Here is a 13,370-nt window from a genome sequence, read left to right as displayed (position 1 = left end):
TTTGCGTCGTGGCCCCTGGAGCGGCTGCGGTGCTGGGTTTCGTGGCGAAAATTTCACCGCGAAAGAGTTGGTAGCCCCGCTTATTCAACGAGGAAAAGATGGCTCAACAGACTCCTTTGTACGAACAACACACGCTATGTGGCGCGCGCATGGTAGATTTCCATGGCTGGATGATGCCACTGCATTACGGTTCTCAGCTTGATGAACACCATGCTGTTCGCACCGATGCCGGAATGTTTGATGTGTCACATATGACCATCGTCGACCTGCGCGGTAGCCGCACCCGGGAGTTCTTGCGTTATCTGCTGGCAAACGACGTCGCGAAGCTAACGAAGACGGGTAAAGCCCTCTACTCCGGTATGCTCAACGCGTCGGGCGGCGTGATAGATGACCTGATTGTCTACTACTTCACTGAAGATTTCTTCCGCCTCGTTGTAAACTCCGCCACCCGCGAAAAAGACCTCTCCTGGATTACCCAACACGCTGAACCTTACGCCATCGACATCACCGTTCGAGATGATCTGTCGCTGATTGCGGTGCAGGGCCCAAACGCGCAGGAAAAAGCAGCCACATTGTTTACTGACGAGCAGCGCCAGGCGGTAGAAGGCATGAAGCCGTTCTTCGGCGTTCAGGCGGGTGATTTGTTTATCGCAACCACCGGTTATACCGGCGAAGCAGGCTATGAAATTGCCATGCCGAGTGAAAAGGCGGCAGACTTCTGGCGTGCGCTGGTACAAGCAGGTGTCAAACCTTGCGGTCTTGGCGCGCGCGACACGCTGCGTCTGGAAGCCGGCATGAACCTGTACGGTCAGGAGATGGACGAAGGCATTTCCCCGCTGGCGGCCAACATGGGCTGGACTATCGCGTGGGAACCGACTGACCGCGACTTTATCGGTCGGGAAGCGCTGGAAATGCAGCGTGAAAAAGGCCACGAACAGTTGGTTGGACTGGTGATGACCGAGAAAGGCGTACTGCGTAATGAACTGCCGGTGCGTTTCACCGATGCTTCCGGCAATCAGCAGGAAGGTATTATCACCAGCGGGACATTCTCCCCAACCCTGGGTTACAGCATCGCGCTGGCGCGTGTCCCTGCGGGTATTGGTGAGACCGCGATCGTACAGATCCGTAACCGCGAAATGCCGGTAAAAGTGACTAAACCTGTTTTTGTGCGTAACGGCAAAGCCGTCGCGTAATTCATCCTTTTTTGGAGATTGATTGATGAGCAACGTACCTGCAGAACTGAAATACAGCAAAGAACACGAATGGCTGCGCAAAGAAGCTGACGGCTCTTACACCGTTGGGATCACTGAACATGCTCAGGAGCTGTTAGGTGACATGGTTTTCGTTGACCTGCCCGAAGTTGGCGCAACCGTCAGCGCGGGCGATGACTGCGCCGTTGCGGAATCCGTAAAAGCAGCATCCGATATTTATGCGCCAGTAGGCGGTGAGATTGTTGCGGTTAACGACGCGCTCAGCGACTCCCCGGAACTGGTCAACAGCGAGCCGTATGCAGGGGGCTGGATCTTCAAAATCAAAGCCAGCGATGAAAGCGAAATTGAATCGCTGCTGGATGCGACTGCATATGAAGCTTTGTTAGAAGACGAATAAATACGCTTCATTCTTCACGTTGCAGGTGTGTTGGCTTTCTTGCACACCTCAGTTACTTACTGATGTAAGCTCCTGGGGATGTGCTGCGTCGCCGCCTTCCTGCAACGCGAATTTTTTGCGTATTCAGGTAAGTAGAGACACCTACGATTCACTGCACGTTTCAGGAACCATCGCCCATGACACAGACGTTAAGCCAGCTTGAAAATAGCGGCGCTTTCATTGAACGCCACATCGGACCGGACGCCGCGCAGCAGCAAGAGATGCTGAATGCGGTTGGCGCCGAGTCGTTAAACGCGCTGATCGGCCAGATTGTGCCGAAAGACATTCAGCTCGCAACCCCGCCACAGGTGGGCGAGGCGGCGACCGAATACGCTGCGCTGGCTGAATTAAAAGCCATCGCCGGGCGTAACAAGCGCTTCACGTCCTACATTGGCATGGGCTACACCGCCGTGCAGCTGCCACCGGTTATCCTGCGTAACATGCTGGAAAACCCGGGTTGGTACACCGCCTACACCCCGTATCAACCGGAAGTCTCCCAGGGCCGTCTGGAAGCACTGCTGAACTTCCAGCAGGTGACGCTGGATCTGACCGGCCTGGACATGGCTTCCGCTTCTCTTCTGGATGAAGCTACTGCTGCAGCTGAAGCCATGGCGATGGCCAAACGCGTCAGCAAACTGAAAAACGCCAACCGTTTCTTTGTGGCGGCTGATGTTCATCCGCAAACGCTGGACGTAGTGCGTACTCGTGCGCAAACTTTTGGTTTTGACGTCATTGTTGATGACGCGGCAAAAGCATTGGATCATCAGGATGTGTTCGGCGTGCTGTTGCAGCAGGTTGGCACCACCGGTGAAGTGCACGACTACAGCGCCCTGATGGCTGAGCTGAAATCCCGTAAAATAGTGGTCAGCGTCGCTGCCGACTTTATGGCGCTGGTACTGCTGACTGCACCGGGCAAACAGGGCGCGGATATCGTTTTCGGCTCTGCGCAACGCTTCGGCGTACCGATGGGCTACGGCGGCCCGCACGCGGCATTCTTTGCCGCTAAAGACGAATTCAAACGCTCCATGCCAGGCCGTATTATCGGCGTCTCCAAAGATGCAGCGGGTAATACCGCCCTGCGTATGGCGATGCAGACTCGCGAACAGCATATCCGCCGCGAGAAAGCGAACTCCAACATTTGTACCTCGCAGGTTCTGCTGGCCAACATCGCCAGCCTGTATGCCGTTTATCATGGCCCGGTTGGCCTGAAACGCATCGCTAATCGCATCCATCGTCTAACCGATATTCTGGCAGCCGGTCTGCAACAGAAAGGATTGAAGCTGCGTCATGCGCACTACTTTGACACTTTGTGTGTTGAAGTGGCCGATAAGGCTGCGGTACTGGCACGTGCTGAAGCGGCAGAAATCAACCTGCGTAGCGATATCCATAACGCGGTAGGTATTACGCTCGATGAAACCACCACCCGTGAAAACGTGGTGCAGTTGTTCAATGTTCTGCTGGGAGACTGCCACGGTCTGAACATCGATACGCTGGACAAAGACGTGGCGCTCGACAGCCGTTCCATTCAGGACAGCATGCTGCGTGATGATGCGATCCTCAGCCATCCGGTGTTTAATCGCTATCACAGCGAAACCGAGATGATGCGTTACATGCACTCGCTGGAGCGCAAAGATCTGGCCCTGAACCAGGCAATGATCCCGCTGGGATCTTGCACCATGAAGCTGAACGCTGCCGCCGAGATGATCCCTATCACTTGGCCGGAATTCGCTGAACTGCATCCGTTCTGCCCGCCAGAGCAGGCAGAAGGTTATCACCAGATGATCGGCCAGCTTTCCGAATGGCTGGTAAAACTGACCGGTTATGACGCAGTCTGCATGCAGCCGAACTCCGGCGCGCAGGGCGAGTATGCGGGTCTGCTGGCGATTCGCCATTATCACGAAAGCCGTAACGAAGGCCATCGCGATATCTGTCTAATCCCGGCCTCTGCCCACGGTACCAACCCGGCCTCCGCACAGATGGCGGGTATGCAGGTAGTGGTTGTCGCCTGTGATAAAAACGGCAACATCGATCTTGGCGATCTGCGTGAAAAAGCGGCGCAGGCGGGTGAAAACCTCTCCTGTATCATGGTGACCTATCCCTCTACTCATGGCGTGTATGAAGAAACGATCCGTGAAGTGTGCGACGTTGTGCACCAGTTTGGCGGCCAGGTTTATCTTGATGGCGCGAACATGAATGCTCAGGTTGGGATCACCACACCGGGCTTTATCGGTGCCGATGTCTCACACCTTAACCTGCATAAAACATTCTGCATTCCGCACGGCGGCGGTGGCCCAGGTATGGGACCAATCGGTGTTAAATCGCATCTGGCGCCGTTCGTGCCGGGTCATAGCGTAGTACAGATTGAAGGGATGCTCACCCGTCAGGGCGCGGTTTCTGCGGCACCGTTCGGTAGCGCATCCATTCTGCCGATCAGCTGGATGTACATCCGTATGATGGGCGCAGAAGGTCTGAAGCAGGCAAGCCAGGTGGCGATCCTGAACGCTAACTACATTGCCAGCCGTCTGAAAGATGCCTATCCGGTGCTGTATACCGGTCGCGATGGTCGCGTGGCACATGAATGTATTCTCGACATTCGCCCACTGAAAGAAGAGACCGGCATCAGCGAACTGGATATTGCCAAGCGTCTGATCGATTACGGTTTCCATGCGCCGACCATGTCGTTCCCGGTAGCGGGTACGCTGATGGTGGAACCGACTGAATCGGAAAGCAAAGTGGAACTGGATCGCTTTATCAATGCGATGCTGGCAATCCGCGCAGAGATCGATCGCGTGAAAGCCGGTGAATGGTCGCTTACAGATAACCCGCTGGTTAACTCCCCGCACACGCAAAATGAGCTGGTCGCGGAGTGGAATCACGGTTACAGCCGCGAAATCGCCGTCTTCCCGGCGGGCGTAGCGAACAAATACTGGCCGACCGTGAAACGCCTTGATGACGTTTACGGTGACCGTAACCTGTTCTGCTCCTGCGTGCCGCTGAGCGATTATCAGTAATCGACTGATTCAGCTATCTTTTAAAGGCGCTTCGGCGCCTTTATTTTTGGGGAGAATAGTGATGGCTATAGCACTGGTTACGGGGGGCAGTCGCGGTATTGGTCGGGCAACCGCGCTGCAGTTAGCGCTAGAGGGTTACACGGTCGCCGTTAACTTTCATCACAATATTCGTGCGGCAACGGAGGTGGTGAACAATATCGCCGCTGCGGGAGGAAAGGCGTTTGCTCTGCGGGCAGATATCAGCGATGAAAGCCAGGTCGGGGCGATGTTTGAGTCCATTGACCGCGAGGGTGAGCCGCTGACTGCGCTGGTGAACAATGCCGGGATTTTGTTTGAACAGAGCACGGTGGAAAGCCTAACCGCTGAGCGTATTAATCGCGTCCTGGCGACTAATGTTACCGGCTATTTTCTGTGTTGTCGGGAAGCGGTAAAGCGTATGTCGTTTAAGCACGGCGGTCAGGGCGGGGCGATTGTGAATGTCTCTTCGGCGGCGTCACGGCTTGGCGCCCCGTTCGAATACGTTGATTATGCAGCCTCAAAAGGTGCGGTGGACACGCTTACCACCGGCCTCGCGTTGGAGGTTGCGGCGCAGGGGATACGCGTGAACTGCGTGAGACCCGGTCTTATCTACACGGAAATGCATGCGTCAGGCGGTGAGCCGGGAAGGGTGGATCGCGTGAAATCCATGTTGCCTATGCAGCGCGGCGGACAGCCGGAAGAGGTCGCGCAGGCGATTACCTGGCTGCTGAGTGAGAAGGCGTCTTACGTCACGGGCAGTTTTTTGGAGCTGGCCGGCGGGAAGTAATGCGTTGCTTGCCGGATGGCGGCGTAAATGTCTGCTCTGGTCTACAGGTTCAGTTCCCGTAAACCCGATAAGCGCAGCGCCATCCGGCTAAAAATTACAGATTCTCGCCGTTGCTGGCAATCACCGCTTTATACCACTCAAAACTTTTCTTACGCGAACGCGACATATCGCCAGTGCCGTCGTCGTGTTTGTTCACGTAGATAAAACCGTAGCGTTTGCTGTACTGGCCGGTGGTGAACGAGACGCAGTCGATGCAGCCCCACGGCGTGTAGCCCATCAGATCTACGCCGTCATACGTTACCGCTTTCATCATCTCTTCGACGTGGGCGCGCAGATAGTCGATGCGGTAGTCATCGTGGATGCTGCCGTCTTCTTCAACTTTGTCGTAAGCGCCAAATCCGTTTTCAACGATAAACAATGGCTTCTGATAACGCTCGTACAGTTCGCATAAGGCGTAACGCAGGCCGACCGGATCAATCTGCCAGCCCCAGTCGGATGCTTTGACGTGCGGGTTCGGCACGCTGCCCTCAAAACCGGAAATAGCATCGCCGCTACCACCTTCCGCTTTTACCGCGTTGGTCATGTAGTAGCTAAATCCGAGATAGTCGCAGGTGCCTTCACGCAGGATTTGTTCATCGCCAGCTTCCATTCGAATATTGAATTCGCGGCGCTCCCACTCGTTCAGTACATAAGATGGATAGTAGCCGCGCAGTTGAACGTCGGTGAATACATAGCGTTCACGCATCGATTCCTGCGCGAACATCACATCTTCAGGCTTACAGGAGTACGGGTATAGCGGGACCATTGCCAGCATGCAGCCGACTTTCATTTCAGGGTTGATGCGACGTGCGGCTTTCACCGCCAGAGCGCTGGCCACGAACTGGTGGTGCAGCACCTGGTACATAGTCTCTTCCGGGTTTTCATGCTCGGTATACACCACGCCGGAGCAGCAATAGCCAAACAGCGGTGCACGCCAGTTACGCTGGTTGTTGATCTCGTTGAAGGTCATCCAGTATTTGACTTTGTGCTTGTAGCGCTCAAGGACCACTTCAGCAAAACGGACAAAGAAATCAACGACTTTACGATTGGTCCAGCTACCGTACTGTTGAACCAGGTGTAGCGGCATTTCGAAGTGGGAAAGGGTGATGACCGGTTCGATATTATACTTCAGCAGTTCATCAAACATGTCGTCGTAGAATTTTAGCCCTTCTTCGTTTGGCTGGGTTTCGTCCCCTTTGGGGAAGATACGGGTCCAGGCAATTGACGTACGGAAGCATTTGAAGCCCATCTCGGCAAACAGCTTAATGTCTTCTTTGTAATGACCGTAAAAATCGACGGCTTCGTGGTTGGGGTAGTACTTACCTGGCACGACGTCCTGAGTGATTTCTCGCGGAACGCCGTGTGCCCCCCCGGTCAGTACGTCGCAAATGCTGGGCCCTTTGCCACCTTTATTCCAGCCGCCTTCAACCTGATGCGCCGCAACCGCGCCGCCCCATAAAAAATCGTTTGGTAAGGTAAGTTTTTTCATCTGCGCTCAGTCTCAAATTAATACAATCTGATTTTGAGTCTAACAAAGGAAAGATAAATGTCACGATATAACAAAATAGCGTTAATGTGATTTGTTACATCAAAAAAACATATTGTTTTTTTTACTCTATTCTTTTCGCCAGCTTGCGACCGAGTGATTCCAGAATATAAATAACGGGGATCTGCGTGGTTATATCGTATACCCCGGCAATGCGTGTCTGTGGAACGTGCCAGGAGAGATTAAAGTCGGCAAGTTTCGCGAGGCGCGAATGTTCATGGCTGGTGACCGACAGAACCTTACAGTTATGCAGACTGAACTGGCTGGCAAAGCGTAGGATCTCTTCGGTTTCTCCAGAAACGGAAAGCACGATCGCCAGCGCGTTTCTGGCCATATCATTAGTTACCGGGAAATAAGGGTCATCGATGTGGTTACTGAATTTTCCGACGTTTGAGAAAAAACGTGCGCCATATTTTGCCAGGGATCCGGATGTTCCCGCCCCGACGAATATAATACGCTCGGAAGATAATATAATATCAACAGCCTGATCGAGTAATTTGTCGAACTCGTCGTTATTGACGCCTTTAAAGAAGCTGATAATTTCGCTGGCACCGAAATTAGCCTGTTGCGGTTCATTCTGCTCTAAATATAATTTGAAGCGTACGCGAAATTCTGAGTAACCTTCACACTTAAGCTTGCGGCAAAAGCGCAGTACGGTGGTGGTGGAAACGCCCACGGCATCCGCCAGTTCGCGAATGGTCATGTACATGACTTTGTCACGGTTTTTGATGACATAGTTGTAGACCAGCATCTCAAGATTGTTGAGACTGGCGATGGCAGCGTGGGAGAACATACTCACAATGGCAAAACTCACTCATCAGACTTCATCTACAGGGAATAATAACATGCAGCCAAATGACATCACTTTTTTTCAGCGTTTCCAGGATGACATTCTGGCCGGACGCAAAACCATTACGATTCGTGACGAGTCCGAATCACACTTCAAAGCCGGTGACATTCTACGGGTTGGGCGCTTCGAAGATGAGGGGTACTTCTGCACGATTGAGGTTGTTGGCACCTCAACCGTCACGCTGGATACGCTGACAGAGAAACATGCTCGCCAGGAAAACATGACGCTAGAAGAACTTAAACACGTGATTGCCGAGATTTACCCGGATCAAACACAATTTTATGTGATTGATTTTAAATGCCTTTGATTTTAAAGGTACGCCTGTTAGCTGAATATTAAAATATAACATCATGATTTTTATGGATTATTATTTAGTTGGCAAATATTTTAGCTAACAGGTGTTCACTGGAACCATTCTCAGTTACGCTAGAGGAGCAATCACGATAGTGTTCGTTTCTCGGGAGTAAAATATGGTTCAGAAGCCATTAATTGCGCAGGGATATTCGCTGGCAGAGGAAATAGCCAATAGCATCAGTCACGGTATCGGGCTGGTGTTTGGGATTGTCGGACTGGTATTGTTGCTGGTTCAGGCAGTGGATACCAACGCCAGCGCCGTGGCGATAACCAGCTATAGCCTGTATGGCGGCAGCATGATCCTGCTGTTCCTCGCCTCAACTTTATATCACGCGATCCCCCATCAAAGAGCAAAAGTCTGGCTGAAAAAGTTCGACCACTGCGCGATTTATCTGCTGATTGCCGGGACCTACACGCCATTTCTGCTGGTGGGGCTGGATTCGCCGCTGGCACGTGGACTGATGATTGTTATCTGGAGCCTGGCGCTGCTCGGTATTTTATTCAAACTGACCATTGCGCACCGGTTTAAGGTTCTGTCGCTGGTAACCTACCTGGCGATGGGCTGGCTATCGCTGATTGTGGTGTATCAACTGGCGGTTAAGCTGGCGGTGGGGGGGGTGACGTTGCTGGCAGTTGGTGGTGTGGTGTATTCGCTGGGCGTTATTTTCTACGTCTGTAAGCGCATTCCATACAACCACGCGATCTGGCACGGCTTTGTGCTGGGTGGCAGCGTTTGCCATTTCCTGGCGATCTACCTGTACGTGGGGCAGGCGTAATTATTATTACCCAGCGGTGCTGTGCTTACCGGGTCTTTAAAACTCGTGACCCGGTAAGATAAAGTCACCACCCGGCGATTTACTCTTCCAGCGAATACGGCAGCGGTACGATATGCAGCGTTTTCGCGTCGTCACGAACGCGGAACACGCTGTCGGCTTCCATGTCGTTATTCATCACAACCTGCACCAGTACCTGTCCATCCGCCAGTTGCACCGCGGCGAGTACGGTGCCGGTACGACGCCAGTTCTCGCCCATTTTCAGCTCCAGGTCTTCACCTGCTTCCGGTACCCGACTGGCCGCACCTGCCAGCGTCCACATGGCACGTTTGTTGGCTCCGCGGAATTTTGCGCGAGCAACCATTTCCTGACCGGTATAACAGCCTTTTTTAAAGCTGATCCCGCCCAGAGCCTGCAGATTGGTGGCTTGCGGAATAAACTGCGCGCTGTTGGCAGTATCAATCACCGGAATACCTGCTTCGATATCCAGCGCCAGCCACTGTTGGCTGTTATTTAACTCCGCTTCACCGCGCAGCTTCTCTACCAGGGTTTCCGCCGTTGCAACATCAACGATCAGCAGGAAACGCTCAGCGGGATGTTCGAACCACAATATGGTGGAAGAACCTTCAGTAATGACCTGCTTATCGCTGTTTGGTAATTCGCTAAAGAGATTGGCCAGCGCAGCACGCGCCTGGAATCCCGCGACGCCCATCAGTACGCGCTCGTCGTCCGGGGCAATCGCTACTTTCGAGAAGACTGCATATTTTTTCAGTTCGGTGAGCTGCGCATCGCGCAGACTACGGCGCTCAAGCCATGCAAAACCGTCACCCTGGCGGAACAGACGCAGGTTGCTCCACATTTTACCTTTGGCGTCACAATGTGCTGCCAACACGTGCTGATGCTCGGTCATCTGGCTGACATCCGCTGTGACCTGACCCTGAATATACTTCTCACTGTCGACACCGGTGATGGTGGCGAGCGCCCATTCATCGAGCGTCATTAGCGTCAGAGGCAAGCGCGTTGACGCGAAAGGCTGGCGAGGAGGAAAAGATATAAAAGCCATAATTAATGTCCTGATTTGCTTAACGCAGTGATAATGACTAATGGTAAAAGAGCTATGGCCCATTGCAAGCGGTTTAAACAGGCTATTTGTGCCATATATTAAGCTTTGCGAGGAGACATCCAAAAATGCTGAATCCTTTGACTTAATGTGGTTTTATTTAGCGAGCACGCTTCCGTTTGCTGATATTCCCGTAAATATGAGGGAAAAACACGTTACAATAGCGGGATACTTCGTTTTCGCGAGACAGGAAGAAGAACATGGATATTAACAACAAAGCACGTATTCATTGGGCATGCCGTCGCGGTATGCGTGAGCTGGACATCTCGATCATGCCGTTTTTCGAACATGAATATGACAGCTTAAGTGATGAAGAAAAACGTATCTTTATCCGTCTGCTAGAATGTGATGATCCAGACTTATTTAACTGGTTGATGAATCATGGGAAACCGGCTGATGCTCAGCTAGAGCAGATGGTGCGACTTATCCAGACACGGAATCGGGAACGTGGTCCAGTGGCAATCTGATTTACGCGTTTCATGGCGCGCGCAATGGCTTTCGCTGCTCATTCATGGGCTGGTGGCGGTATTTATATTATTGATGCCCTGGCCATTGAGCTACACCCCATTATGGCTGGTTCTGCTCTCTCTGGTGGTGTTCGATAGCGTCCGTAGCCAGCGCCGAATCAATGCCTGTCAGGGCGAGATTCGGCTGTTGATGGACGGTCGTCTACGCTGGCAAGGGCAAGAGTGGACTATTGCTAGCGCACCCTGGATGGTCAAAACAGGCATGATGCTGCGTTTACGTTCCGATGCCGGAAAACGTCAGCATTTGTGGCTGGCGGCAGACAGTATGGATGACGCGGAGTGGCGGGATTTGCGGCGGTTAATACTGCAACAGGCGAAGCAGGGATAATGCTGATGAATGCCTGATGGCGTGCAGCGTTAAGGTCTACGGTTCGGTGCGGCATGTAGGCCGGATATGGCGTTTACGCCTACATCCGGCAAAATGGTTATCAGGACCAGTGTTCGGCCATTTCACCAAGGATTTGCTCGCACCAGGCCTGAATGCGTTCATCGCTGAGATCGTACTGGTTTGTTTCATCCAGTGCCAGGCCAACAAACAGCTGTCCATCGGCAATGACGGGCTTATCGCTGGTAAATTCATACCCTTCGGTTGGCCAGTAACCAACAAATTTTACGCCTTTGGTGACCAGTTTATCGTGCAGCATACCCAGCGCATCCAGGAACCATTCACCGTATCCCAACTGATCGCCCATACCGTAAAGCGCAACAATTTTGCCTTCCAGGTTGAGGTCGTCCAGTTGCTCCCAGACCGCTTCCCAGTCCTCTTGGATTTCACCGAAATCCCAGGTTGGGATGCCTAAAATGAGCACGTCATACTGCTCCATTAAGGTCGGGGAATCATCTTTGAGGTTGTGCAGTGTCACCAGTTCGGGACCCAGGATATCGCGGATTTTTTCTGCTGCCATTTCGGTATAGCAGGTGCTGGAACCGTAAAAAAGACCCATGTTCATGACGTAAACATCTCAATTCTGCTGTAGCGTTGCGGGTAGTGTAACAGAATCGCCGCATTCTCGGCACAATGGGGCATAATGCATCAAAAATGAGAGTGAAATAAGGGGGCGCGAGTGGAACAGGATCTGGCGCGCATCGAGCAGTTTCTTGATGCCCTGTGGCTGGAACGAAATCTGGCGGAAAACACGCTAAGTGCGTATCGTCGCGATCTGACCATGCTTGTTGAATGGCTACATCACCGCGGCGCCTCGCTTGCGACCGCGCAGAGTGATGACCTGCAAGCATTGCTGGCTGAGCGGATGGATGGGGGATATAAAGCCACCAGTTCCGCACGCTTGCTCAGTGCAATGCGGCGTTTTTTTCAGCATCTGTACCGTGAAAAATATCGCGAAGATGACCCCAGCGCCTCGCTTGCATCACCTAAACTTCCGCAGCGTCTGCCCAAAGATCTCAGCGAAGCACAGGTCGAACGACTTCTGCAGGCGCCGCTAATAGAACAACCGCTGGAACTTCGCGACAAAGCCATGCTGGAAGTATTGTATGCCACAGGCCTGCGCGTGTCTGAACTGGTGGGGCTGACGATGAGTGACGTCAGCCTGCGTCAGGGCGTGGTTCGGGTGATCGGTAAAGGTAATAAAGAGCGCCTTGTCCCGTTAGGTGAGGAGGCGGTGTACTGGCTGGAAACGTACCTTGAGCATGGGCGTCCGTGGTTGCTCAACGGTGTATCAATAGATGTGCTGTTTCCCAGCCAGCGGGCGCAACAGATGACTCGTCAAACCTTCTGGCATCGTATCAAACACTATGCTGTGTTGGCTGGAATCGACAGCGAAAAGCTGTCCCCGCACGTCCTGCGGCATGCGTTTGCCACGCATCTGCTCAACCATGGCGCTGACCTGCGCGTGGTGCAGATGCTACTGGGGCATAGCGACCTCTCGACAACGCAGATTTATACTCATGTCGCAACGGAGCGCTTGCGGCAACTACATCAACAGCATCACCCGCGAGCGTGAGTGCTGACAGGAAAGGATAGGTTATGAAAAAACGTTTTATGATGTTCACCCTGCTGGCGACGGCGTTTTCCGGCATGGTACATGCAGACGATGCGGCGATTCGCCAGTCATTAGCGAAGCTGGGTGTTAAGAGTACCGAGATTCAGTCTGCTCCGGTTGCGGGCATGAAAACTGTACTGACCAATAGCGGCGTGTTGTACGTTACCGAAGACGGTAAACATATTATTCAGGGACCGATGTATGACGTGAGCGGTGCAAGCCCGGTAAACGTCACCAACCAACTGCTGATGAAGCATTTGAACGCGCTGGAAAACGAGATGATCGTCTACAAAGCGCCGCAGGAAAAACACGTCATTACCGTTTTCACCGACATCACCTGTGGCTACTGCCACAAGCTGCATGAAGAGATGAAAGACTACAATGCGTTAGGGATCACCGTACGCTATCTGGCCTTCCCTCGTCAGGGACTGGAAAGCCAGGCCGAGCAGGATATGAAATCTATCTGGTGTGCGAAGGACAAAAACAAAGCCTTTGACGACGCCATGGCTGGCAAAGATGTGAAGCCTGCGACCTGTAATGTGGACATCGCTAACCACTACGCGCTGGGCGTACAGTTTGGCGTCAGCGGTACGCCGGCGATTGTGCTGAGCAATGGCTATGTAGTACCTGGCTATCAGAGCCCGAAAGAGATGAAAGAATTCCTCGACGCACATGCAAAACAAACCAGCGGTAAATAA

Annotated in this window: 14 protein-coding genes; 10 read left to right on the top strand and 4 right to left on the bottom strand. The window is 52.9% G+C overall.

Translation table 11 applies throughout. The features are described from left to right. Positions 1-98 precede the first annotated feature (98 nt). The 4 genes from gcvT (at position 99) to OGV52_RS16550 (ending at position 5,463) form a co-directional block, all read left to right on the top strand. Positions 99-1,193: a glycine cleavage system aminomethyltransferase GcvT gene (gcvT, locus tag OGV52_RS16565; RefSeq protein ID WP_047499315.1), complete on the top strand. Its 1,095-nt coding sequence runs from the start codon at positions 99-101 to the stop codon at positions 1,191-1,193. A 25-nt stretch (positions 1,194-1,218) separates the two neighbouring features. Then, positions 1,219-1,608 (top strand): glycine cleavage system protein GcvH, encoded by a 390-nt coding sequence (gcvH, locus tag OGV52_RS16560; RefSeq protein WP_003026965.1) that lies wholly within the window; start codon positions 1,219-1,221, stop codon positions 1,606-1,608. 176 nt (positions 1,609-1,784) lie between these two features. Continuing rightward, on the top strand, positions 1,785-4,658 hold the full coding sequence (gene gcvP / locus OGV52_RS16555) for an aminomethyl-transferring glycine dehydrogenase (protein ID WP_047499316.1): 2,874 nt from the start codon (positions 1,785-1,787) through the stop codon (positions 4,656-4,658). Positions 4,659-4,719: 61 nt separating this feature from the next. Beyond that, positions 4,720-5,463, top strand: coding sequence for an SDR family oxidoreductase (locus tag OGV52_RS16550; RefSeq protein WP_016154354.1), 744 nt, complete (start codon positions 4,720-4,722; stop codon positions 5,461-5,463). Positions 5,464-5,557: 94 nt separating this feature from the next. On the opposite strand, the gene bglA is transcribed toward OGV52_RS16550, so the two are convergent. Together bglA and OGV52_RS16540 are read right to left on the bottom strand one after the other, a co-directional pair. After that, positions 5,558-6,991, bottom strand: coding sequence for a 6-phospho-beta-glucosidase BglA (bglA, locus tag OGV52_RS16545; RefSeq protein ID WP_200108181.1), 1,434 nt, complete (start codon positions 6,989-6,991; stop codon positions 5,558-5,560). A gap of 121 nt (positions 6,992-7,112) precedes the next feature. After that, positions 7,113-7,841 carry a MurR/RpiR family transcriptional regulator gene (locus OGV52_RS16540; protein ID WP_287108884.1) on the bottom strand — a complete coding sequence of 243 codons (729 nt, stop codon included), beginning with the start codon at positions 7,839-7,841 and terminating at the stop codon, positions 7,113-7,115. Between the two features lie 52 nt (positions 7,842-7,893). On the opposite strand from OGV52_RS16540, the gene yqfB reads away from it, so the two are divergent. Both yqfB and trhA read left to right on the top strand, forming a co-directional pair. Beyond that, on the top strand, positions 7,894-8,205 hold the full coding sequence (gene yqfB / locus OGV52_RS16535) for a N(4)-acetylcytidine aminohydrolase (protein ID WP_016154352.1): 312 nt from the start codon (positions 7,894-7,896) through the stop codon (positions 8,203-8,205). Between the two features lie 163 nt (positions 8,206-8,368). After that, positions 8,369-9,028 carry a PAQR family membrane homeostasis protein TrhA gene (gene trhA / locus OGV52_RS16530; protein ID WP_153690042.1) on the top strand — a complete coding sequence of 220 codons (660 nt, stop codon included), beginning with the start codon at positions 8,369-8,371 and terminating at the stop codon, positions 9,026-9,028. Positions 9,029-9,107: 79 nt separating this feature from the next. Here the strand turns inward: trhA and ygfZ are convergent, their stop codons facing one another. Continuing rightward, a complete protein-coding gene (gene ygfZ / locus OGV52_RS16525) occupies positions 9,108-10,088 on the bottom strand; it encodes a tRNA-modifying protein YgfZ (protein WP_287108807.1) in 981 nt (326 codons plus the stop codon). Positions 10,089-10,345: 257 nt separating this feature from the next. Here ygfZ and sdhE point away from each other — a divergent pair, with 257 nt between their 5' ends. Both sdhE and OGV52_RS16515 read left to right on the top strand, forming a co-directional pair. Continuing rightward, positions 10,346-10,612 carry an FAD assembly factor SdhE gene (gene sdhE, locus OGV52_RS16520; protein ID WP_016154349.1) on the top strand — a complete coding sequence of 89 codons (267 nt, stop codon included), beginning with the start codon at positions 10,346-10,348 and terminating at the stop codon, positions 10,610-10,612. Next, a complete protein-coding gene (locus OGV52_RS16515) occupies positions 10,593-11,000 on the top strand; it encodes a protein YgfX (RefSeq protein ID WP_016154348.1) in 408 nt (135 codons plus the stop codon). The genes sdhE and OGV52_RS16515 overlap by 20 nt, the downstream gene beginning before the upstream one ends. A gap of 100 nt (positions 11,001-11,100) precedes the next feature. Here OGV52_RS16515 and fldB read toward each other — a convergent pair whose 3' ends face one another. After that, complete coding sequence (fldB, locus tag OGV52_RS16510) at positions 11,101-11,622, bottom strand: flavodoxin FldB (RefSeq protein ID WP_016154347.1); 522 nt, start codon at positions 11,620-11,622, stop codon at positions 11,101-11,103. 114 nt (positions 11,623-11,736) lie between these two features. Between fldB and xerD the strand changes: the two genes are divergently transcribed. After that, positions 11,737-12,633, top strand: a complete 897-nt coding sequence (gene xerD, locus OGV52_RS16505; protein ID WP_016154346.1) for a site-specific tyrosine recombinase XerD — start codon at positions 11,737-11,739, stop codon at positions 12,631-12,633. Positions 12,634-12,656: 23 nt separating this feature from the next. Further along, the gene (dsbC, locus tag OGV52_RS16500; RefSeq protein WP_103766660.1) at positions 12,657-13,370 is read left to right on the top strand and encodes a bifunctional protein-disulfide isomerase/oxidoreductase DsbC; all 714 of its coding nucleotides are present in this window, start codon (positions 12,657-12,659) and stop codon (positions 13,368-13,370) included.

The organism is Citrobacter sp. Cb041, assembly GCF_030336655.1.
GTDB classification, from domain to species: domain Bacteria; phylum Pseudomonadota; class Gammaproteobacteria; order Enterobacterales; family Enterobacteriaceae; genus Citrobacter; species Citrobacter braakii.
Note: the sequence above shows the minus strand (reverse complement) of the source record. Positions and strands in the feature narration are given on the sequence as shown.

Excerpts from the sequence above, each read along its gene's own strand:
- gcvT (WP_047499315.1), top strand. The coding sequence starts at position 99 with ATGGCTCAACAGACTCCTTTGTACGAACAACACACGCTATGTGGCGCG.
- yqfB (WP_016154352.1), top strand. The coding sequence starts at position 7,894 with ATGCAGCCAAATGACATCACTTTTTTTCAGCGTTTCCAGGATGACATT.
- ygfZ (WP_287108807.1), bottom strand. The coding sequence starts at position 10,088 with ATGGCTTTTATATCTTTTCCTCCTCGCCAGCCTTTCGCGTCAACGCGC.
- fldB (WP_016154347.1), bottom strand. The coding sequence starts at position 11,622 with ATGAACATGGGTCTTTTTTACGGTTCCAGCACCTGCTATACCGAAATG.
- OGV52_RS16540 (WP_287108884.1), bottom strand. The coding sequence starts at position 7,841 with ATGTTCTCCCACGCTGCCATCGCCAGTCTCAACAATCTTGAGATGCTG.
- trhA (WP_153690042.1), top strand. The coding sequence starts at position 8,369 with ATGGTTCAGAAGCCATTAATTGCGCAGGGATATTCGCTGGCAGAGGAA.
- gcvP (WP_047499316.1), top strand. The coding sequence starts at position 1,785 with ATGACACAGACGTTAAGCCAGCTTGAAAATAGCGGCGCTTTCATTGAA.
- OGV52_RS16550 (WP_016154354.1), top strand. The coding sequence starts at position 4,720 with ATGGCTATAGCACTGGTTACGGGGGGCAGTCGCGGTATTGGTCGGGCA.
- dsbC (WP_103766660.1), top strand. The coding sequence starts at position 12,657 with ATGAAAAAACGTTTTATGATGTTCACCCTGCTGGCGACGGCGTTTTCC.
- sdhE (WP_016154349.1), top strand. The coding sequence starts at position 10,346 with ATGGATATTAACAACAAAGCACGTATTCATTGGGCATGCCGTCGCGGT.
- gcvH (WP_003026965.1), top strand. The coding sequence starts at position 1,219 with ATGAGCAACGTACCTGCAGAACTGAAATACAGCAAAGAACACGAATGG.
- bglA (WP_200108181.1), bottom strand. The coding sequence starts at position 6,991 with ATGAAAAAACTTACCTTACCAAACGATTTTTTATGGGGCGGCGCGGTT.